Source organism: Komagataeibacter swingsii (assembly GCF_003207895.1).
Classification (GTDB): Bacteria; Pseudomonadota; Alphaproteobacteria; order Acetobacterales; family Acetobacteraceae; genus Komagataeibacter; species Komagataeibacter swingsii.
Map to the genome: position 1 here is coordinate 241,466 of NZ_NKUB01000002.1, position 20,049 is coordinate 261,514.

20 protein-coding genes are annotated in these 20,049 nt (G+C 62.3%); 9 read left to right on the forward strand and 11 right to left on the reverse strand.

From position 1 onward, the window contains the following. Positions 1 to 316: 316 nt before the first annotated feature. Genes CFR76_RS02825 through CFR76_RS02835 form a run of 3 tightly spaced genes read left to right on the forward strand, consistent with a single transcriptional unit; the run spans position 317 to position 2,318 of the window. Complete coding sequence (locus CFR76_RS02825; RefSeq protein ID WP_244191744.1) at positions 317 to 592, forward strand: hypothetical protein; 276 nt, start codon at positions 317 to 319, stop codon at positions 590 to 592. Next, positions 592 to 2,064 (forward strand): PepSY-associated TM helix domain-containing protein, encoded by a 1,473-nt coding sequence (locus CFR76_RS02830; protein ID WP_110555717.1) that lies wholly within the window; start codon positions 592 to 594, stop codon positions 2,062 to 2,064. Before CFR76_RS02825 ends, CFR76_RS02830 begins: the two co-directional genes overlap by 1 nt. Further along, the gene (locus CFR76_RS02835) at positions 2,061 to 2,318 is read left to right on the forward strand and encodes a hypothetical protein (protein ID WP_110555718.1); all 258 of its coding nucleotides are present in this window, start codon (positions 2,061 to 2,063) and stop codon (positions 2,316 to 2,318) included. Before CFR76_RS02830 ends, CFR76_RS02835 begins: the two co-directional genes overlap by 4 nt. A 31-nt stretch (positions 2,319 to 2,349) precedes the next feature. Here the strand turns inward: CFR76_RS02835 and CFR76_RS02840 are convergent, their stop codons facing one another. The 3 genes from CFR76_RS02840 to CFR76_RS02850 form a co-directional block, all read right to left on the reverse strand. Beyond that, positions 2,350 to 2,727, reverse strand: a complete 378-nt coding sequence (locus tag CFR76_RS02840; protein ID WP_208623914.1) for a hypothetical protein — start codon at positions 2,725 to 2,727, stop codon at positions 2,350 to 2,352. A 477-nt stretch (positions 2,728 to 3,204) separates the two neighbouring features. Further along, the gene (locus tag CFR76_RS02845; protein ID WP_110555719.1) at positions 3,205 to 4,224 is read right to left on the reverse strand and encodes an FAD binding domain-containing protein; all 1,020 of its coding nucleotides are present in this window, start codon (positions 4,222 to 4,224) and stop codon (positions 3,205 to 3,207) included. 280 nt (positions 4,225 to 4,504) lie between these two features. After that, entirely contained in the window at positions 4,505 to 5,098 is a 594-nt protein-coding gene (locus CFR76_RS02850; protein ID WP_110555720.1) for a thioredoxin domain-containing protein, read from the reverse strand. A 246-nt stretch (positions 5,099 to 5,344) separates the two neighbouring features. On the opposite strand from CFR76_RS02850, the gene CFR76_RS02855 reads away from it, so the two are divergent. Genes CFR76_RS02855 through CFR76_RS02880 form a run of 6 tightly spaced genes read left to right on the forward strand, consistent with a single transcriptional unit; the run spans position 5,345 to position 9,190 of the window. Beyond that, the gene (locus tag CFR76_RS02855) at positions 5,345 to 6,550 is read left to right on the forward strand and encodes an amine dehydrogenase large subunit (RefSeq protein ID WP_244191746.1); all 1,206 of its coding nucleotides are present in this window, start codon (positions 5,345 to 5,347) and stop codon (positions 6,548 to 6,550) included. Positions 6,551 to 6,553: 3 nt separating this feature from the next. Next, positions 6,554 to 7,084 carry a MauE/DoxX family redox-associated membrane protein gene (locus CFR76_RS02860; RefSeq protein WP_244191747.1) on the forward strand — a complete coding sequence of 177 codons (531 nt, stop codon included), beginning with the start codon at positions 6,554 to 6,556 and terminating at the stop codon, positions 7,082 to 7,084. Then, positions 7,081 to 7,683 (forward strand): thioredoxin domain-containing protein, encoded by a 603-nt coding sequence (locus tag CFR76_RS02865; RefSeq protein ID WP_110555723.1) that lies wholly within the window; start codon positions 7,081 to 7,083, stop codon positions 7,681 to 7,683. The genes CFR76_RS02860 and CFR76_RS02865 overlap by 4 nt, the downstream gene beginning before the upstream one ends. Continuing rightward, the gene (gene mauA / locus CFR76_RS02870; RefSeq protein WP_025438142.1) at positions 7,670 to 8,254 is read left to right on the forward strand and encodes a methylamine dehydrogenase (amicyanin) small subunit; all 585 of its coding nucleotides are present in this window, start codon (positions 7,670 to 7,672) and stop codon (positions 8,252 to 8,254) included. The genes CFR76_RS02865 and mauA (CFR76_RS02870) overlap by 14 nt, the downstream gene beginning before the upstream one ends. After that, on the forward strand, positions 8,251 to 8,721 hold the full coding sequence (locus CFR76_RS02875) for a c-type cytochrome (protein ID WP_110555724.1): 471 nt from the start codon (positions 8,251 to 8,253) through the stop codon (positions 8,719 to 8,721). The genes mauA (CFR76_RS02870) and CFR76_RS02875 overlap by 4 nt, the downstream gene beginning before the upstream one ends. Beyond that, the gene (locus CFR76_RS02880) at positions 8,699 to 9,190 is read left to right on the forward strand and encodes a c-type cytochrome (RefSeq protein ID WP_110555725.1); all 492 of its coding nucleotides are present in this window, start codon (positions 8,699 to 8,701) and stop codon (positions 9,188 to 9,190) included. The genes CFR76_RS02875 and CFR76_RS02880 overlap by 23 nt, the downstream gene beginning before the upstream one ends. Before the next feature lie 127 nt (positions 9,191 to 9,317). Here the strand turns inward: CFR76_RS02880 and CFR76_RS02885 are convergent, their stop codons facing one another. From CFR76_RS02885 to CFR76_RS02920, 8 genes are all read right to left on the reverse strand, one after another. After that, positions 9,318 to 10,568, reverse strand: a complete 1,251-nt coding sequence (locus CFR76_RS02885) for a c-type cytochrome (RefSeq protein WP_110555726.1) — start codon at positions 10,566 to 10,568, stop codon at positions 9,318 to 9,320. Then, complete coding sequence (locus CFR76_RS02890) at positions 10,565 to 12,736, reverse strand: molybdopterin cofactor-binding domain-containing protein (protein WP_110555727.1); 2,172 nt, start codon at positions 12,734 to 12,736, stop codon at positions 10,565 to 10,567. Before CFR76_RS02890 ends, CFR76_RS02885 begins: the two co-directional genes overlap by 4 nt. Beyond that, positions 12,733 to 13,203 carry a (2Fe-2S)-binding protein gene (locus CFR76_RS02895; protein WP_110555728.1) on the reverse strand — a complete coding sequence of 157 codons (471 nt, stop codon included), beginning with the start codon at positions 13,201 to 13,203 and terminating at the stop codon, positions 12,733 to 12,735. Before CFR76_RS02895 ends, CFR76_RS02890 begins: the two co-directional genes overlap by 4 nt. A gap of 287 nt (positions 13,204 to 13,490) precedes the next feature. After that, the gene (locus CFR76_RS02900; protein WP_244191748.1) at positions 13,491 to 14,780 is read right to left on the reverse strand and encodes an NAD(P)/FAD-dependent oxidoreductase; all 1,290 of its coding nucleotides are present in this window, start codon (positions 14,778 to 14,780) and stop codon (positions 13,491 to 13,493) included. A gap of 227 nt (positions 14,781 to 15,007) precedes the next feature. Next, complete coding sequence (locus tag CFR76_RS02905; protein ID WP_110555729.1) at positions 15,008 to 15,580, reverse strand: hypothetical protein; 573 nt, start codon at positions 15,578 to 15,580, stop codon at positions 15,008 to 15,010. A 14-nt stretch (positions 15,581 to 15,594) separates the two neighbouring features. Then, the gene (mauA, locus tag CFR76_RS02910) at positions 15,595 to 16,164 is read right to left on the reverse strand and encodes a methylamine dehydrogenase (amicyanin) small subunit (protein ID WP_025438134.1); all 570 of its coding nucleotides are present in this window, start codon (positions 16,162 to 16,164) and stop codon (positions 15,595 to 15,597) included. Positions 16,165 to 16,229: 65 nt separating this feature from the next. After that, positions 16,230 to 17,393, reverse strand: coding sequence for an amine dehydrogenase large subunit (locus tag CFR76_RS02915; protein WP_110555730.1), 1,164 nt, complete (start codon positions 17,391 to 17,393; stop codon positions 16,230 to 16,232). 105 nt (positions 17,394 to 17,498) lie between these two features. Then, on the reverse strand, positions 17,499 to 19,937 hold the full coding sequence (locus CFR76_RS02920) for a TonB-dependent receptor (RefSeq protein WP_244191749.1): 2,439 nt from the start codon (positions 19,935 to 19,937) through the stop codon (positions 17,499 to 17,501). Between the last annotated feature and the right edge of the window lie 112 nt (positions 19,938 to 20,049).

Sequence of the window (20,049 nt, forward strand, 5' to 3'; positions counted from 1 at the left end):
TGCCGGACAGAAGCAGCCATGCCGCTCCGACAGACTGTTTCAATTGCTGAATCATCAAAGACGTTTTTGGGGTGAAGCTTTCTTCAAAAAGCTTTCGAACCGGTTGCTGACCGGAAAGGGCCTTCCGCGCGATCAGGCCCATATGCGACGCATGGGTACAAGACCGCCCCTCGCCCAACCCGTTCCCGTGCATGGCCCTGCGGGGATGGCTGCAAAATAAAATGGTGCAGGTCCCCTCGCATGGCCGGGCATTTCGTGTCATAGACACAATGCAAATGCGTCGCATTTATGAAATGAGCCATCAAGGAGGGGCGTCGTGACCACAGACAGGACAGAAGACCGTACGCGCCAGGCACGTAACCGGGTGGCGGGTATCGTGCTTGCCTGCCTGGTTTCTTACCCTGTCGCCTGGTGCGTCATGATGGATATTGCGCACGTAGCGGGGGGCGCCGCCACCCTCCAGCTTGGCCAGATTGTGGCACTTGCCTGCCTGCCGGTGCTGGTCGTGCTGTGTTTCAGCGCATATGCGGGCCTGCTGGGCGTGTGCGCGGCCGGATGTATCGCAGCCCTTGCCGGAGTGCTGGTTTCCTGATGCGTGAAACCCTGCGCACCCGCCTGGGATGGTTACATGGCTGGGCCGGGTTTGTGGCGGGCCTGCTTGCCGCGTGCATTTTCATGACGGGCACGCTGTCGGTGTTCGATACGGAAATCACGCGGTGGATGCAGCCTGAAAATCGGGTACCCGCCAAGACCGCCCTGACCGATACCGCCCTGGATGCCGCATCCAGCCTGATCCATGAACAGCAGCTTCATGGGGTCCCGGTTTTCCTGGCCCTGCCCTCCGTCCGGTCGCCGACCCTTGATGTGCTGCATTATGATGGGCGGCAATTTGTCGGCACCCGGTTCGACCCCCGCACCGGCATGCCCATCCCGGTCCGCGCCACGATGGGGGGCACTTTCTTTTTCAGCTTCCACTATACCCTGCTGGAAGGGGTAACAGGCACCCGGATCGTCAATATTATCGGCGTCGCCCTCCTTGTCGCCATCATATCCGGGACCGTCATTCATATCCGCGCGCTTGTTCCGGATATCGTAAGGCTGCGCCTGTCCGCCGCGCGCCTGCGTGGGTGGCTGGATGCCCACCTGCTGGCTGGTGTGCTGGTCCTGCCCTTCACGGTCATGATCGTCTATACCGGCGTGCTGGTCAATGCGGGCCTGATCCTGCCCGCCACATCGCTGGCGCACCTGCTTGCCCCAGAAAAGCCGGGAACGCCCGCAACATCCGGCACGAAGGCCGCGACGGCCGCGCGCCGTCCCTTACCCCCGCTCGCCCCGCTTCTTGCCATAGCACGGTGCAGCCTGCAGGGACGTGACGCAGGCTTTATCCTGTTTTCCCCCGATCACCTGAGCATATACGCCAGCGATGCATCCGGTCCCTTCCTGACCCGTGACCATGCCGATTTCAGCCTGCCGGATGGCCGCCTGCTGGGCGCCACGACCACGCCGGGTCCTGTTGCCCATGCCATGCAGGTCATGCATGGCCTGCATTATGCCCGTTTCGCGCCACTGGGCCTGCGCTGGCTGTATTTCGTATCGGGTCTGTGCGCCACGGCCACGATCGCCAGCGGACTGGTCCTGTTCCTGATGAAACGTCGCAGCCGGTCCGGACACCGTATCGGCTTTCGTGTGGGGGAAAGCCTGACCATCGCCACCCTGACTGGCCTGCCCATCAGCATACTGGCATTCCTGTGGTGCAATCACCTGCTACCCGCCAGCATGGCGGGACGGGAGCGACTGGAAACTGGCTGCTTCCTGGGCATATGGATCCTGTGTACCGGACATGCTGGCCTGCAATCATCGCGCCTGCACATGAATGCGGCATGGCGACCACAGTTGCGCCTGATCGGGCTGCTGGGGGGCGGGCTGCCCGTGCTTGATGTCCTGACCTGCCCCCGGGCGGTGTACGCCCTGCCCGCCCTCCATACCGCGCTGGACGGCATGGGACTGCTTGCGGCGGCCACTGCCCTGTATGTCCGCCACAGGCTGGGAAGCGACAGGACATGACCTTTCCTGCCACTTTCCTGCTCTGGCTCATGGCATTTTCATGCCATGCAAGGCTGCATCCGCACCGTTACGGGTTCGCTCCCCTCGCCTTCCACGCACGACACATGGCGATCACTGGCCGGATTGCGGCCCCCGTTGTCGCGCTGGCGCTGGCTGCCCGGCTGGATGGGGTGACGGGCGTGCTCATATGGTTTGCCAGCCTGTCCATCGCAGGGTTATGCATGGCGCTGTGGCTGGCGTCACGCCATCACTGAAACAGGACAAGGCTGGTGGGTGAAGGCGGCTTTACCAGCCACCCCAGCCCCATCCGCCCACAAACCCGCCATAGGGATACCCATAATAACCGGGATACCCATAAACGGGATAGCCATAGCCATCATACATATAGGGCGGCGGGCCACCATACCATCCCGGGCCGCCCCAGCCGCCACGGTCCCAGCCACCGCCGCCATGGCCGCGATCCCACCCACCGCCACGCGGGCCGCGATCCCAGCCGCCGCCACGGCCGCCGAATCCCGGCCCGCCATGGCCACCGCCGCCGCCCGGGCCACCATGGCCGCCACCGGGACCATGCTGCGCATGCGCGGGGGATAATGGCAGCACCGGCGTTGCGGCCAGCGCCACGACCGTCAGGGCCATCGTCAGGGATTTCATATGCCTCATTACCCTACTCCTTTTCCCTTAACCTGATATCACGTCACGACAAAACAATGGCGGATTGTCACACTACTGTATCAACATCTTCTTTATTCCGGGAAGCTGGTATGAAAGTCCGGCATGACCAGAGAAAAATGCGGACTTCAGTAATGATGACAGGATGAAATCGATATATACGCCGCCCATATCCGTAAAACCGGAACATTACTAAAAATAAATATCACGCTACGTAAATATAATTCACAAGAACGCAGGCACACGCACCGCAAGAAAGCAAAATGCGCGGTCGTTCCGCGCCCCTGCTCCATGGCCCGCAGGCACTCCCTTTTTCCCGTGACGGTACGGGAATAACGGTCCCCTGTCCTTCCACCATGGCCAAGGGTCCGGGACACCCATATGGGATCAGGGTTTCATGCCCCGATGGGCATTGGCGCACATCCCGGAATCAAGCCGTGCGCCTGGACGTGGATTTCCCCCATCCACTCAATCGGAACCTGACCAGACAGGCAGGCTACCATCCGGTTGGGGCAACGCAGTTGCCGCCTGCCACAGGGCATGCTGGATCACCCTTGGGGCAAGGGTTCTCTTGGCCGTACTGTCACGGTCAACCACAGCCCCCTGCACCAGCCGTTCCGCCACGTCACGGAACAGGCCGCGTGAGGGGCGCCTGCCGCGCAACATGTCCTCGACTTCCGGCACGTACCATGGCCTGCTGGCCACGCCACCCAGCGCCACCCGCCCGTGCCGGATGATATCCCCGTCCATTTCCAGCCCCACCGCAACCGAGACGACGGCCAGCGCCAGGAAATTCAGGTCACGTATCTTGAGATAGGTATAATGGGGACCGAATGAAACCGGCGGCAGGTCAATCGACAGGACCAGTTCGCTGGGACGAAGGACAGTTTCCAGCCACGGCGTACCGCCCGGCAGGCGATGATAGTCACGCGCATGGACCCGCCGCGCGCCCTGCGGCCCATACAGGTTGATCACGGCATCCAGCATGGCCAGCACCACGCACATATCGGATGGGAAAGCGGCGATACACTCGGCGCTGGTGCCCAGTATGGCATGGACCCGGTTGCGCGCGCCCCGCGCGGCGCAGCCCGTCCCGGGGGCGCGCTTGTTGCACGCGGCATTGGTGTCATAAAAATAGCGGCATCGCGTACGCTGGTTGATGTTGCCCCCATTGGTGGCGACGTGCCGGATACGCGCGCTGGCTCCGGCAAGGAGGGCCGAAGCCAGTACGGGATAGCGCCTGCGCACCAGCGGATGGGCGGCTGTCCGGGCATTGGTGGCCAGCGCCCCAAGCCGCAGCCCCCCATCGGGCAACGGTTCGATGGCATCGAGCGACAGGGCCTTGATGTTGATGACGTGCTCGGGCCGTTCGACATCCACTTTCATCAGGTCGATCAGGCTGGTTCCACCGGCAAGGTAACGACTGTGGGGCGGCGCCCGTACGACGGCTGCCAGCGTATCGGGCCTGCTGTAGAAAAATGCCCTCATGCCACCCCCTTGGAAAAAGGCCGGAACCATTCCAATGCTCATCCCCAACCACGGGGACGCGACAGGGTTTCCGACCCACTCCCGTCAAGGTCATTCACCTATCCGTGAAATTTGCCAATTTCATGTCCTGTCATCGCGCATGCGCCTGCGGGGTCCCGTTCGCGCCGGGCAGCCGGCACAGGGCATCGCGCATCCGCATGCCAGCGGTTTCCCCGCACGTCGCGCGGTAATATGGCGTCATACGGCAAAACGGCCATGCATCGGGGCCGGGCACCGTGGTTTACGCAGGCTGCGCCTTGCGGGCCGCCAGATAATCCTGGGCCGTGCGGAAACCGGTTTCCTGTGCGTTGAGCAGGCTTTCCAGATGCTCGCGGTTATTGACCAGGCCACGGGCAAGGATATGCCCCTGCCCATCCAGCAGGAAGGCGGAGGGCAGCTTGTCCACTTCCAGGATACGGCCAAGGTCAGGGTCGTTTATGAATCTTGCCGGGTCGATATGCTGGCTGCTGGCAAAAGCCTGCTGCATCTGCGGTGTATCATCGCCTGCAAAGACCAGGTCCAGTTTCTCGCGCTGGCAGAACATGCGGGCAATCGGGATCATCTTGCGCGAAATGGGACAGGTCGACGCCACGAACATGAGCAGGCGGCCCGTGGGCGCGCCCTGTGTCAGCACGACATCGTGGCCGGTCAGGGTATGGAATGCCTGATCCGGGCAGCGGTCGCCCGGGCGGGGACCGGCGGCGCCGATCAGCGCGCCGACCGGCGGGATCTCACGGAACATCTGCCGGACCTGCCGCAGCAGCTGCCCCAGCGTCCACCCCGCCATCAGCAGGACCAGCGTGCATATGGAAGATGAAACCACAAGTATTTCCATTGATCGGCCTGCCACGCTGTACGGAAAATGAAGACGATGTCCCCACGCATCCATGCGCGGGGGTGGGATGATCCAACCTTACCGCCATCCGCCCGGCGTGATCCAGACGGCAATCCGGCATTTTGCGCCTTTTCAGAATAAACGTGACATATCCGTTACATATGTGCATCTAAGCCATAACGTTTCTTGATCGTTCTATAACGCTGGTATAATCCTTGAATGATTCCTGGATGGGATAACGATTTCATGACTCTAAGTTACAGCGGCGCATGCCGTAACCTGCTTGGCCTTTTCCTGTGTGGACTTGTTGCGTCAACCGCCCTTTCCCCGACCGGGGCGGCCGGAGCCGAACCCGTCCTGCAGACGGAACAGAGCGATACCATTAGCCTTCCCTCCCCCGGTCCCCACACGATCCTGGTCGAGGACGCCGTGTATGACCACAACAAGGACGGGCGCGTCTATGTCGTGGATGCGGACCACGGCCGGCGGCTGGGCATGGTGCAGGCCGCCTACAACGCCAATGTCGCGCAATCCCCGGACGCACAGCATTTCTATGTTGCCGAAACGACATGGGCGCATGGCAACCGTGGGCAGCGCGACGACCTGCTGGTCCAGTACGATCCCCATACGCTGGCTGTCCTGTCGGATGAAAAGCTGCCCGCGCGCGCGCTGGTCACACCAAAGAAAAACGACCTGGCCATCAATGCCGATGGCAGCAGGGCCTATGTGTATGTCATGAGTCCGACCAACGGCGTGGAAGTGATCGACACGCACGCCCATACGGTCGAACAGACGGTTGAAGTGCCCGGCTGCGCCCTGGTGTACCCATGGGGCAACAGCGGGTTCTCCTCGCTGTGCGCGGATGGCACGCTGGCCAACGTGTCCATCGGCACGGATGGCAAGGCGTCACTGACCCATTCAGCCCCCTTCTTCGTGCCGGACCGCGATGGCGTGCTGGAACACAGCCCCGGCACGCATGACGGGCATATGTGGTTCATCACCAACAGCGGCATGGTCTATCCCGTCAAGCTGGGCGCCACGGATGAAATCGGCACGGCATGGTCCCTGCAGCAGGGCGCGGGCATGCCGGTCGCGCCGGACGCGCGCGCGCCCTTCGACGTGGCGTGGCGGCCCGGTGGGTGGCAGCTTTCCGCCCTGCACGCCAGCAGTGGGGAGCTTTATGTGCTCATGCACCGGGGCACATTCTGGACCCACAAGGAAGATGGCACGGAAGTCTGGGTATTCGATACGAATACGCACAAGCGCGTGCGCCGCATTCCCCTGCCTGCCGCAAGCCCGATCGTGGGCGTGACACAGGATGAACATCCCCTGATGTTCACGTCGGATGAAGCGGGCGACCTCCATATCTTCGATGCCCGTAGCGGCAAGCTGCAGCGCACCATGAAACATCTAGGCACGGATCTGATCTTTACGGTCGCTCCGGGGGAATAAGGGATGGATATGCTGGTTTTGCAGGGGGCATGTGGCCTCTGTTGCGGACTGGTCGGGGGCATGTTCCTGCTTGCGGGCCTGCCCAAGCTTGCGGATCACGACAGTTTCCTCGGGGTAATCGCGTCCTACCGGCTTGTGCCGTCATCACTTGTCGCCGTTGCGGCATGGGGCATCGCGCTGGCTGAAACGCTGGCGGCGGCGGCCCTGCTGTCGGGCATGGCGCCGCGTCCGGGTGGCCTGCTGTCTGTGGCGCTGATCGCCATGTTCACGCTGGCGATGGGCATAAACGTCGCCCGTGGCCGCACCGCCCTGTCATGCGGGTGCATGCCCGGCAGTGATGGCGAACACCTTTCATGGAAGCTGGTCGCCCGCACGGCGCTGTGCGCGCTGCCGGCGCTGGTGCCCGTATGGATCGCCCTGCCGCAGGCCACGGTCCTGCGGGTGGAAAGCATCGTGGGTGGCGTCTGCCTGTTCATGATGTGGCGCGCGACCCGCTTGCTGGCCCCCGTGAATACGGAAGGACTGTCATCATGATGACACTTCTGGTGATCTGGCAGGTGGCCCTGGCGATTGTGGCGCTCGGTCTGGCGGCCGGCCTGTTCGCGCTGGCCCGCCAGATCGGCATCCTGCATGAACGCCTGGCCCCCATCGGCCCGCAGGCCGCCCATCAGGGGCTGGATGTCGGGCAGAGCGTCCCGCGTCTGGTCATGCGCACGCTGGCGGGTGAACCGTTTGTCATTGGCGGCCCGCTGGATGCGGGCCAGCGGATGATGGTCATATTCGTGGCGCCCGACTGCCCCGTATGCAAACGCGTCGTGCCGCTGGCGCGCGCGATTGCGGGTGAGCAGGGTCTGGATCTGGTGCTGGTGGGCGATGGCGCGGAACCCGAGCTGAAGGAAATGGCCACCCGTCCCGACATGGCGGGGCTGACGCTGGTTACGGGTGTGGAACTGTCGCTGGTGCTGCAGGTCAACCGGTTGCCCACACTGGTCATAATCGATGACCATGCGACCATACTGGCCAAGGATATTGTCAATACGCGCCGGCAGATCGAAGCTGCCGTCCAGTCTTCTGAAGCCGGAGGCAAGAATGCCGGTAACGTCACAAAGGAAATTGCCCATGCTGCCGTCTGACAGGGCTGATAATGAACGCAACGGGTCCATGATGGACCGCCTGACGGAAAACCTGGTGCGCAGGCTGGCCGGACACGCCTCGCGCCGTGGCGTGCTGGCCCGCCTGGGTGCTGCCATGGCGGCTGTCCCGGCATTTCCGCTGCTGCCGGTTACCCGCGCATCCGCCGCCACGGCGCCCGCGGGCAAGACGGCCAAGGCCCCCAGCCCGTTCGCCGCCCATGCACAGGCCAAGGATGACATGGCATGTGACTACTGGCGCTACTGCGCCATTGACGGCTATCTGTGCACGTCCTGCGGCGGGGGCATTCACAGTTGCCCGCCCGGCACGGCGCCTTCGCCGACATCATGGATCGGCAGCTGCTTCAACCCGCAGGATGGACGTTCCTACCTGATCGCCTATCGCGACTGCTGTGGCCAGGATGCCTGCGATGAGGTCAACTGCCTGAACACGGATGGTGACCAGCCATCCTACCGGCCCATGGCCAACAATGACATTATCTGGTGTTTCGGCACGGGAACGTCGGAAATGTACAACTGCTCAACCGCCGCAATTATCGGAAGCACGACATGATCAAGAAAACCCTCTCCCTCCTTGCTGTTGCCGGCGGTCTCGTCGCGGGCATCCATGGCGCGCATGCGGCGGAAGACGGACAGCAGCTTTACGGGGCCAATTGTGGCCTGTGCCACCAGGCGGGCGCCACCGGCGTGCCGGGGCAGTTCCCGCCGCTGAAGGGACGGCTGGACGTGATCGCGGCCTCGCCCGAAGGCAAGAGCTACCTTTCGCACCTCGTGCTGAATGGCATGACCGGCAGCATCCAGGCGGGGGGGGCTACCTATATGGGGTACATGCCATCCTTCCGCGCCATGACGGATGAACAGCTGGCTGCCATCCTGACCTATGTCTCCCACCTTGGGGGCAATGCTTCGGCGCCGTCCTTCAGTGCTGATGAAATCCATGCGGCCCGTGACGCCACCATGCCGCCGACCGCCGTGCTTCAGGAACGCAATGCGCTTAATGACAAGAAAAAACTGCCTTGAGAAAGGCGTTGGCGCGGCCTTCGTGGTCGCGTCACTGTTTCTGTCAGGGGGTGTCGCGGCGCGGGCCAATCCCGCGCCTTCCCCCACACTTGACCGGACCCAGACCGCCTACCTGACCCATTGCGGGGGATGCCACGGTATCGAGGGCATTTCCGGCCCGACCTTCGTACCCATGCTGCGTGATGCCGTTGGCACCTTTGCGTGCAGCGAGGAAGGACGCAAATACCTGGTACAGGTGCCCGGTGTTTCCATGTCGCTGATACGCGATGACCAGGAACTGGCCGATGTCATGAACTTCGTCCTGTTCCGGCTGGGTGGCAAAAGCACGCCCCCCATGACGAAACCCTATACCGCCGCCGAAATTCATGAATGGCGGCAATCGCCCCTGTCCGTCACGGATTTCATGGAACGACGCGCCCATATCCTGCAAAACGCGGTCGCAGCCTGTCAGGCCCACAAACCGACGTGATCTTTCCCGTCACGCAAGGCAGGCCCTGACATAAAAAAAGGATACGGCCCATCCGGGTGGCCGTATCCTTTTTTGTTTCAGCCAGTGCCCCGGCATGCAGGCCGGGGCATCATGGGAACAGGCCGCCTTATTCCGGTGCGGATGTGGCCTTTGCCTTCGCCACATCCACCGCGGTCACCTTGGTGGAAGACTGACCAAAATGGTGCATGACGAAATTGGCGATATCCGCCACGTCCTGATCGGAATACCCCCCATGGAACGCGGGCATCGTGGCGGTACCGGTCGCCGTCTGCAACGCGCTGCCGTGGGTCAGGACCTGCAGCAGGTTCTGCCCGTTCGTACCCCCCAGTGTCGTACGTGCCCCGGCAATGGAGGCCACCGGGTTCTGCCGCCCGCTACCATCGGGCAGGTGACACCCGGCGCATGCGCCCGCGTACAGCATGGCGCCGTGGCTGTCTGCCGGATCATGGGTGGCGGTCGGTTGGGCGATGACCGGCGGCGCGCCATCGGCCGAGGACCGCGCCGGGATATCGCGCAGGTATTCAACCATTGCATCGATATCCTGACGGGTCAGGTAACGCAGGCTGTGGCTGACAACATCCCCCATGTCCCCCGATGCGCTGCCATGGCCATCCGCGTGCCCGGTAGACAGGTAGGTGGCTAGGTCATCCGCGCTCCATGCGCCAATCCCATCGGTTTTCGATGACGTGATGTTATAGGCCCGCCATCCCCCCACATCGGCCCCGGCATAGGCATTGGCTGTGGAGACCCCCATGGTGATCGTGCGCGGCGAGTGGCATTCCGCGCAGTGTCCCGGCCCTTCCACCAGGTACCGGCCCCGGTTCCATGACGGAGTATGGGCGGGATCATCAGGATGGGAGGATGCCGGCCCATTGACCAGGTTCCAGAAAATCATGGCCGAACGGATCGAAAACGGGAATTTCAGGGTGTTTTCGGGTGGGCGCGCGGCACTGGTCGGCAGGGTCGCCAGATAGGCGCGGATCGCCTTGACCTCATCGGGTGTCATATAGGCGTAATCACGGTACGGCATGGCGGGATACAGGTGCTTCCACCCCGGTGAGACCCCGTCACGGACCGCTTTTACAAACTGGTCATCCGTCCATGCGCCAATGCCGGCCTGCCGGTCCGCCGTGATATTGGGGGAATAGATTACCCCCATGCCGGGAATGGCAAACGCGCGCCCCCCCGCGAATGGCGTGCCGCCGGGGCGGGTATGGCAGACCTCGCAATCGGCCGCGCGGGTCAGGTACTGCCCATCCGGCGCACCGGCCGCATGCGCGGGATGGATACCCGTGCTGGCCAGCAGCGTGAACAGCATGCCGGTGATACGGCCAAGGCCACGTCCTGTCATGGTCATCCCTGCTGCTCCTTCTCATGGCCGGAAGGCTGGTTAAGGGGGGAAAGCAGCGGCAGGTAGCGGTAGCGCCGCTTCTGGACCGCCGCCATGGCGTTGGCCAGCGCGGGGGCGGCGGCGGCTGTGCCAGTCTCCCCTATCCCACCGGGGGATTCCCCGCTTTCGATCAGGTGGACATCAATCCGCTTCGGGGCCTCGTTCATGCGCATGACACGCCATGTGTGGAAATTGTCCTGCTGCACACGCCCTTTTTCCAAGGTAATCTCGTTATACAATGCGGCGCTGAAGCCAAAGATCAGGCCACCTTCGATCTGTGCGGCAATCTGGTCGGGATTGATGACCTGCCCGCAATCCACGGCACAGGTCACACGCCGGATACGGATATCGTGCGGGGCGGGCATTTCCACCTCGACAACCGTGGCCAGGTACGACCCGAAGGCAAACTGCAAAGCAACCCCGCGCCCGCAATTCGGGGGCAGCGGCGCGCCCCAGCCGGATTCACGCGCCACACGCTCCAGCACGGCAAGGGCGCGCGGGTTATTGCGCACCATTTCACGACGATAGGCCACGGGATCGATGCCCGCGCGCTGCGCCAGTTCATCAATGAACCCTTCGACCACGAACAGCCCACGCGTGCCACCCACCCCGCGCCACCATGCGGTAATCACGCCAGGCGGTTCACGACGGGCGAATTCCAGGCGATAGGCAGGATAGGTATAGGGCGTGATGACGGTGCCGACCGACAGGTCATCATCATACCCGTTCGCACCCAGGCCCGAAGGCTCCCACCGCGCCACCACGGCGGGACCGACGATGCGATGCGTCAGGCCGGTAATATAGCCACGTTCGTCCAGCCCTGCTTCCAGATGGTCCAGATAGGCGGGGCGGAAACGGTCGCGGGTAATGTCCTCCTCCCGGCTCCAGATGATCTTGAGCGGATAGGAAACCTGACGCCCGAAGCGCGCTGCCTGCGTCACATATTCATGTTCCAGCCTGCGCCCGAAGCCACCACCGATATACTGGCTGTGCAGCTTGATCCTGTCCTTGGGCAGGCCGGTGACTTCCGCCGTGGTATCCCGCGCGCGCTCGGCTACCTGCGTGCCGGTCCAGATATCGCAGCCATCGGGGCGGACATGGATGGTGCAGTTGATCGGCTCCATCGTGGCATGGGCCAGCAGGGGCTGGCGATAGGTCGCGCTGTACCGTCCATGCGCGCGGGTCATGGCCTGCTGGGTGTCACCATGGTGGTCCGCCAGGATGGCGGGGCCGGACAGGCCACCTTCCAGCTGGCGATAGATCGCCTGCGTATCGACTGCGGCGTTTGGCCCTTCGACCCACTGTACATCCAGCGCCGCCAGCCCCTTGCGCGCCGCCCAGTAATGGTCGGCCACGACACACACCGCATCCTCGATCTGCAATACGGTCACCACACCACGTATCTTCAGCGCGGCCTGGGTATCGACATGGCCGACATGGCCACCGATCACGGGACAGGCCGCAACCGCGCCGACCTTCTGGCCGGGCACCTGCGCATCAATCCCGAACGTGGCCTGCCCGTCCACCTTCACCTGACTGTCCAGCCGGTGCATCGGGCGACCGATCAGGCGGAACTGTGCCGGGGTTTTCAGGGCAACGTCCTTTGGCACCGGCAGCTTCGCGGCTTCCGCCGCCAGTTCACCATAGGGCAGGCGCTGCCCGGCGGGGCCGGTCATATAGCCATCCTGCGCCACGCATGCGTCCGGGGCACAGGACCAGCGTGCGGCGGCGGCCTGCTGCAGCATGGCGCGCGCCGCAGCGCCCGCCTGCCGCAGCGGCATCCATTCGGTCATGGATGATGTGGACCCGCCGGTGATCTCGGCCCCGCCACCGGGTGGCGCCGCCTCGATCCGGACCGACTGGGGATCGACGCCCAGTTCCTCTGCCATCAGCATGACGGAGGATGTATAGATCCCCTGCCCCATCTCGATATTGGGCAGGATCATCGTAATGACGTTATCACTGCCGATACGGATATAGGCATTGGGGGCGAAAGGGGCGGTTGCGTCTTCCACCAGCATTCCGGCACCCCGGCTGCGCCCGGCCGGCAGGATGGCCGCCAGCACGAAGGCCCCGGCCCCGCCCAGAACCTGCCTGCGCCGGATCGCGGGGGAAGATGGGTGTTTCGACGTCATGGGGTCACCCCCTGGGCTGCGGCGACGTTACGGATGGCGGCACGGATACGCATATAGGTTCCGCACCGGCACAGGTTGCCCGACATGCCGGCCTCGATCTGTTCATCAGTGGGGTTGGGAATTTTCTTGAGCAGGGCAATCGCGGCCATGATCTGCCCGGGCTGGCAGTAGCCGCACTGCACCACGTCAATATCCAGCCAGGCCTTGCGCACGGCGGCGGCGACGGGGTCCGCCTGCAGCCCCTCGATCGTGGTTATGGCCTTGTGCGGCCCGATCAGCCCGACCGGCAGGGAACATGACCGCACGGGCCTGCCATCAACATGCACGGTGCATACGCCGCATTCCGCGATCCCACAGCCGTATTTGGTCCCGGTCATGCCCAGCACGTCACGCAGCACCCATAGCAAAGGAGTATCGGGATCGACATCCACCTCAACGCTTTTGCCATTAATCTGCAATGTCAGCATGATGTTCCTGTTCTGACTGGATATGGCCTGCCTGCTGCAGCCTATTCATTTCGCATTTAATTGTATCGCGGTTCCATAACGAGTTCAATCGGCAGGTATATTCCCGACGGAATACAGTGGGTATGCCCTATTTCTATCGTCAGCAGGAAGTATTGCATCAAAACCATTACTGTCGCACAGCCCGCGCATTCGACTGCATGCCCGAAAAACGCCACCCATGATGGTTTTCGCGGATGTACACGGGCCTTTCCCCGATGACCGGCCGGCCATCGGGAAACGCCATCATATTATCGCGACAGCCTGTCCATGATCCGGCCGCGTATCACGGCGGCGGCAACCCCGATGCGCCAGCCAAAATGGGCGGGAATGGGACGCACGGGCGATGCGGGCAGCAGCAGGTCCGCCGGACTGGCCCCTTCTATCCGCCGTGCGATCTCACGCCCCATCAGGGTCGCCATGGCAACGCCCCGGCCATTATAGCCGACGCATGCCATGATCCCTTCCATCGGTTCATGCCAGTGGGGGTAATGGTCCAGCGTAATGGCGATCTGTCCGTTCCACCCGTAACGCCATGCCACATCACCCAGAAATGGCCATAGCCGTTTCGCATGCTGTTGCAGGAACGGGAAGGTTTCCGGGCCGGACAGATCCAGCGAGGCGGAACGTCCGCCAATCAGCAACCGCCCCGCCCCATCAATGCGGTAATAGGTTACCAGTTCACCCAGTTCATACACCACTTCACGCTGTGCCAGGATACGCGTACGTACGGATTCAGGCAGCGGGTCGGTCGCGACAATCGCGCTATAGGCGGGGACCAGCGTGCGGCGCAGCCGGTCCCATAACCGACCCGTATATCCATTGGTGGCGAATACGACCTGCCGCGCATGCACACTGCCCGCGGGTGTCCTGACATGCCAGTTCCCCGCATCCCGCCGCAGCGAGAGAACCGGACTGTTCGCATGCACGACCGCACCGGCATCCATCGCGGCCCTGGCCAGGCCCCGTGTATAGGCCAGGGGGTTGAGCTGGCCCCCGCGCGCATCAATGAACCCGCCACAATAACGCTCCGTTCCGGTGCGCCCGGCAATATCGGCCTGATCCAGCCACGTGACCGGGCCGCCACGTTCACGGCATTCGTTGAACAGGGTCCGTTCATGATCCAGCTGGCCCGATGCCGTCGCCGCGCGGATCGTGCCGCCACGCGCCGCATCACACACGATGCCATGCCGTTCGATCAGATCGAAAACCAGGTCGGGGGCATTCCATGCGGCTTCAACCAGGGTACGGCCATGCGCGCCCAGGTCGCGCTCCACCTCGGCTGGCGTATATTTGAGACCGGGATTGACCTGCCCCCCATTCCGTCCCGATGCCCCCCAGCCAATGGCATTTGCCTCCAGCACCATGGCCTTGTGCCCCCCCTGGGCAAGGTGCAGGGCGGCCGACAGGCCTGTAATGCCGCCACCGATAATCACGGTATCGGTCACCTGCGCCGCTGTCAGGGCAGACGCATCCGGGCCGGGTGGCGTAATGGCCGCATACAGGCTGGAAGGAAGGGATTTGATGGAAGACGAAACCATGGGAAACAGGTACTCCAGCATAATCCGGGCAGGCCAGACGGGACATGGGATAAAGAGCGTGCCCGCGTCCGCCGTTGCAATGGTGGTTGATGATCTGACAAACGGGCCGGCCCCGATCACATCACCTATGGACATCCCTGACACATATACCAGTGCATGAACTACACAATCCGTGATGACGCTTCGGCGGCGCTGATCCGGGATGCATCCCCATCCGCGGCCAGGGTTTATTTATTGTCTATTTCACGCTTATCCAGCGCAAGGTCATAGGCATGGATAACCGTTGCGGCCTGCGGGCAGGCATGAATGACGTCACGCACCACATCCAGCCGGTAGGATTGCAGGCTGTAATTCCGGAATGGCGCCTGCCGCAACCCCGCCACCTCGGCTGCCGTATAGGGGCGCGCGCCCGCCGGCACGCTCTTTCCCCCCAGGCCGAACGCCACATAGTTCATGAGGTCGGCAAGGTCAGCCGAGGAAAGCGGGGAAAACGCGACATTGGGCAGGTGGATCATGTATTCGCGCCCCTTGGGCGAACACAGGAAATACCCGGCCTGTTCCTTCAGGTCGGGCACCACATCGGATGCCGAGACCCCCGTTATGCCATGGCAGCCGCCACAGCCGACCAGGTAATGCGCCCTGACCTGTGACAGGACTGGCCCGTTACCCGCTGCCGCATGCCCCCCGTCCGCATCGGCACGCGCGCCCGGCGCAGGCGCGACAGCGAACACGCAAAGGGTGACAGCAAGCCGCACGATGGACAAAGGCCACGGGCCGGGCCGTTCCTCACGCATCTGCATGACCGTTTTCTATCTTATCCCGCCTGCCCGACAATGGCGGCGGTAGAGCAGTGATAGGCGGCGGAGGTCGTGCCAAAACACCAGATGATGTCGTTGCTGGCCTGCGGTCGATAGATCGGCATTTCACGATCCGCCGTATTGCATTCGCAATCCGATGACGTGGTGCACGTGGTACGCCCGCAGCAGTCACGATAGGCGATGACATACGAACGCCCGTCATCGGGGTTACGGCAGGTTCCGATCCATGAGACCGGCGAAGGCTGCGTGCCCGGCGGGCAACTGTGTATCCCCCCGCCACAGCACCCGCACAGCACGCCATCAATGGCGCAGTGCCGCCAGTAATTGCATTTCGTGGGGTCGGATGACTGGGCGCGCCGTTCAAAATCGGACAATGTCGTGACGTCGGCGGGCCTGGGGGCGGCACTCCCGGCCGCGGCCCGGGCGCGCTGCACCGGCAGGAGCGGGAAGACACCACCGGCGACCATGGCCGTTCCCACCCGTCCCAGCACGCCACGGCGCGAGGATGAAGAAGCCAGCCTGCGGGTCAGGTGCTCCCCTATCTGCTCCAGAAATGATGGTTTCATCCGATAGATCCCCTGAACTTTCTAGTCGCTTTTGGAACATTCAAACAAGGAAGGCAGGCCACCTGTCACGGCTGCGGCACAATGGAAATGCCACCGGCCTTTGCCTCGACCGTTTTTTCAACCTGACCGGTCGTGGCGGACAGGATGGCCATCTTCCCCGATGCCAGCATGGCGTAGACCTGCGGGCTGGCCGTATCGGGGCTGACGGTAATGCCCTTGGCGGGCGAAGGCAGGTCGATCCGCTGTAGCAGGCGCTGGGCCGTGACATCATAGACCCAGACTTCGGTCCCTTCCTGCTTGTGGGTCCAGTATCCCCCCACATGCATCAGGACATACAGCCTGTTATCCGCCTCGTGCCATGCGAAGGGCTGCTCGCCGCCGGGGCGCCAGGCCTGTTCCTGCTGCCCCGTCCCGGCGGCCGGCTGGCCTGCGGCGGCCTGTAGCGACCAGCTTTTGCCCATGGCCGGCGTGGCCCCGAGCGTTACGGGGTAAACCTGCCCGGTATAGCTTATGAACAGGGCCTTGCCGGCCCTGCGGTCAGCGGGACTCTGTTCGAATACGGGATCACGGTTGGCATCGAAAAACGGTTTGCTGTGGGTGACGTTCACGGCGCTGGCCGCCAGCGCCACATTGGTCAGCGATCCATCACCGCAGAGAGTTGAAAACCCGTCATGCGCCCACGGGAAAACCAGCGCGCAGCCGGGGATGTCGACCGTACGGGCGGCCTTGTGTTCATGCAGGTCCACCACGGTGACGGCGGTTGCGGGACTCATGTCGAAGATGAAGGCCCAGTGGCCATCCTGGCTGAGTTCCAGGTTCTGCTGCTTGAAGACCGCGAGGCCACGGGGCGGCAGTTCGATTTCATGTGCCAGGTCAAGGGTGTGCGCGTCATAGTCGCGCAGGAAATCTTCCCGCGTACCATGGTCCCCCCGGCTCCACATGGTTACGGCGACGTAAATATCCTTACGGTCCGGGGCAATGGCGATATTGTCCACCATGGAAGCCGGGAGCGTGCCCAGTATCCGTCCCTTGTCCCCGTCATACAGGGTAAAGGACTGTTCGCCCGTGGCGACCAGCACCGAGTGGTCGCCCATGGGGGGGAGGCTCAGCACATCGCTCTGTTCGGGCTGGAGGACGGGCGGGATGGCTTTCGCCATGCCCCCCATCGCTATCCCCGCCCCGATCACGCTGGCCAGCAGCAGGTACCGCGATCTGGAAAAACATGTCATGATCTTACCTATCCTTCCACGACAACGAACAGGCAGCCGGGAAAGACAGACACATTCCACACTCTTCCATTACCCGCCCGTGCTGTACCTTCGTTAGGTCAAATATCAGTATTCCGCCTTGATCGTGCCAAAGTATTCACGCACCGCGCCACGTTCGACGGACTGCATGTCCCCACTTGCCGGGAAGCCGTTTTCACCCATCATGGCAATATACTTGGCGTTGAACAGGTTATAGACAGTAAAGCTGGCCGTGACATTATGCAGGAAGCCAACCTTGCCGAAATGGTAGCTCGCCCCCAGATTGGCCAGCCAGTATGCGGGCACATGGGTATCGTTCAGCAGCGAATACTGCCGTTTGGAATAGTAGTTGACGTCCAGGTAGGCGGAAGCCTTGCGCCAGGTATAGGACAGGTTCGCCTTATACATGACTGACGGATAGCCATCCATCTTCTTGCCACGCAGGTTCTCGCAACCCGTTGTGGCAGACGTCAGGCAGATCGGCACATTGGCCGCATAGGCGAAATGGTTGTAGCTGACGGAGTTGGTGATCGCCAGCCCCTTGACCGGGGTAATGGTCAGGATCGCATCCATGCCCCACTGGCTGGCATGCTTCGAATTGATGAAGGAAGCAGACTGGTCGCCACCACCGATGCCACTCGCGGCGGAAATCAGGCGGTTATAATTGTCGGAGTGGTATCCGTCGATCCCGGCCGTCAGCAGGCGGGACGAATAACGATAACCCAGCACATAGGTGAAATCGCGTTCCGGGGTCAGCGTTTTCTTCAACTGGTTGAACTGCGACTGCGTCTGGACCATCCACGGCCCCGGCTCGTTGGCGCTGGCATAGGGGGACGCGCTGTAGGGCCGCATGTTTTCGGCAAAGTCGAAGTACAGTTCATGCCCCGGCAGGAAACGCCAGTCCAGGTTCACCGCTGGCAGGAAGGCCGCGGCAGACGTCATTGACCCCGTGGGGCCGGGATTGTTCAGGCCGGAATAATTCCCCGTCGGGTCATATGCATAATCACCGCCCGCCGTGGTCTGCAGCACGGACTTGAAGCCATATGTGGCCGTAAAGTTGGGCAGGATGCGCCATGTATCCATGACGTGGTACTGGAATGTATTGGTGCTCCACCTGTACGCCCAACCGGTCGCGAAGGCCTGGCCATAGGTCGTGTAAGGCCCTGTCGTGCTCAGCGGCGCGCCATGGCCCAGCAACGGCTCGTTGAAGTAATCGGTCAACGCCGAGCTGGAGTTGTTTTCAAACCACGCACCCGTGTTGATGGTATGGTTGGCGATCTTGTATTCGAAGTAGGTATTGAACCCCTCGCGCATTTCGCGGTTCATCCAGACCTGTTCGGACAGGGGGGCACCCGTTCCCGGAGATTCGGTACCCGGCGCGCTGTAGGTGGCGTTGGACAGATCGCGATGCGCATAAAGCGTTGTTTTCCAACGCAGGTTATTCGCAAGCTTCAGGTCGAAATTGATGCCGCCGATGTAGTCCTGCGTGGACTGGCCCGCATCATACAACTGGGTATAGTTACCGCTAACCAGCGAATTCCAGCCCGCAGGATAATTCCCCTCCGCATAGCTGTAGGCCTGCGCGTAGTTGGGGTACATCAGCTCCTGCCGCCAGCCGTATTTTGCCAGCGATCCCAGTGACTTATCCAGATAGCCGTAAACTTCGGCGTTGTTCCAGTTGAAGAACGCCGTCATCTTGCTGTCCTCGCCAATCGGCTGGACAAGCTTGGCGTTCACCTGCTGCATGAAATCGGGGCTGTCCGCGTCATACTTCTTTTCGAAATCACGCGAATAGGCCACGTAGAAACGGGTCCCGGTCTTGTTCAGCTTGCCACTGTCCACACGGACATAGGTGCGTTTCATCGCATAGCTGCCAAAGCCCTGGGATACGGTCGCCCCGGCCTTTTCCTTCGGGTCGGACGTGAAGAACTGCATCGTCCCACCAAGATTGGTGTTGGACGGCAGGTCAACAGCCCCGGCCCCCTGCGAGACGCTGACACGGCTGATATCATCGGATATCCACGCATTCGCGATATTCAGGCCGTTGGTCGAGGTATAGGTCTGGTCGTTAAGCGGAACGCCATCAAGCGTCACACCCAGCTGGTTCATGAAGAAACCGCGCATGTAGACGCTGGCACCCCAGGTATCGATACCCAGCGGGTCGGTGGAGCTGTAGCTGACGCCGGGCAACTGGCCGACGGCCTTCAGCACGTTCTGCCCCGGAACCTGCTGCGCCAGTTCCTTTCTGCCAATCACGTTTTCACTGTTGTGCGAAATGGCGCGGCGGGTATGGCTGACGGTCAGGACTTCCGGACGGCCTGCGGTCACGCGCGTATTGTTGGTGGATGTGCGCGCAACCTGCTTGGCCCCGCCCATGGACCCCCGGATCGGATGGTGGGCAGGCGTGACCGCGGTGGAATCCGTATCGGACGTGGAATGCACGGACTGCGCCCGCGCATAGTGATCCCCGCCAAAAATCAGCGCCGATGATGTCAGGAGTAAAGATATGTACTTAGGTCTCAACATCCACATCCGCTCGCTCTCCCACGCGTCCAAAACTCAGGTCTTGATCTAATGACCAATTCCTATTCGGAACGCGCTACGCTGCATAGGAGTAATCTTTCTTGTCCATTACAAT

Excerpts from the sequence above, each read along its gene's own strand:
- CFR76_RS02850 (WP_110555720.1), bottom strand. The coding sequence starts at position 5,098 with ATGGAAATACTTGTGGTTTCATCTTCCATATGCACGCTGGTCCTGCTG.
- CFR76_RS02840 (WP_208623914.1), bottom strand. The coding sequence starts at position 2,727 with ATGAGGCATATGAAATCCCTGACGATGGCCCTGACGGTCGTGGCGCTG.
- CFR76_RS02865 (WP_110555723.1), top strand. The coding sequence starts at position 7,081 with ATGATGACACTTCTGGTGATCTGGCAGGTGGCCCTGGCGATTGTGGCG.
- CFR76_RS02900 (WP_244191748.1), bottom strand. The coding sequence starts at position 14,780 with ATGGTTTCGTCTTCCATCAAATCCCTTCCTTCCAGCCTGTATGCGGCC.
- CFR76_RS02885 (WP_110555726.1), bottom strand. The coding sequence starts at position 10,568 with ATGACCATGACAGGACGTGGCCTTGGCCGTATCACCGGCATGCTGTTC.
- CFR76_RS02845 (WP_110555719.1), bottom strand. The coding sequence starts at position 4,224 with ATGAGGGCATTTTTCTACAGCAGGCCCGATACGCTGGCAGCCGTCGTA.
- CFR76_RS02855 (WP_244191746.1), top strand. The coding sequence starts at position 5,345 with ATGACTCTAAGTTACAGCGGCGCATGCCGTAACCTGCTTGGCCTTTTC.
- CFR76_RS02835 (WP_110555718.1), top strand. The coding sequence starts at position 2,061 with ATGACCTTTCCTGCCACTTTCCTGCTCTGGCTCATGGCATTTTCATGC.
- CFR76_RS02895 (WP_110555728.1), bottom strand. The coding sequence starts at position 13,203 with ATGCTGACATTGCAGATTAATGGCAAAAGCGTTGAGGTGGATGTCGAT.
- CFR76_RS02875 (WP_110555724.1), top strand. The coding sequence starts at position 8,251 with ATGATCAAGAAAACCCTCTCCCTCCTTGCTGTTGCCGGCGGTCTCGTC.
- CFR76_RS02920 (WP_244191749.1), bottom strand. The coding sequence starts at position 19,937 with ATGTTGAGACCTAAGTACATATCTTTACTCCTGACATCATCGGCGCTG.
- CFR76_RS02880 (WP_110555725.1), top strand. The coding sequence starts at position 8,699 with ATGACAAGAAAAAACTGCCTTGAGAAAGGCGTTGGCGCGGCCTTCGTG.
- CFR76_RS02860 (WP_244191747.1), top strand. The coding sequence starts at position 6,554 with ATGGATATGCTGGTTTTGCAGGGGGCATGTGGCCTCTGTTGCGGACTG.
- CFR76_RS02890 (WP_110555727.1), bottom strand. The coding sequence starts at position 12,736 with ATGACGTCGAAACACCCATCTTCCCCCGCGATCCGGCGCAGGCAGGTT.
- mauA (WP_025438142.1), top strand. The coding sequence starts at position 7,670 with ATGCTGCCGTCTGACAGGGCTGATAATGAACGCAACGGGTCCATGATG.
- mauA (WP_025438134.1), bottom strand. The coding sequence starts at position 16,164 with ATGAAACCATCATTTCTGGAGCAGATAGGGGAGCACCTGACCCGCAGG.
- CFR76_RS02915 (WP_110555730.1), bottom strand. The coding sequence starts at position 17,393 with ATGACATGTTTTTCCAGATCGCGGTACCTGCTGCTGGCCAGCGTGATC.
- CFR76_RS02905 (WP_110555729.1), bottom strand. The coding sequence starts at position 15,580 with ATGCAGATGCGTGAGGAACGGCCCGGCCCGTGGCCTTTGTCCATCGTG.
- CFR76_RS02830 (WP_110555717.1), top strand. The coding sequence starts at position 592 with ATGCGTGAAACCCTGCGCACCCGCCTGGGATGGTTACATGGCTGGGCC.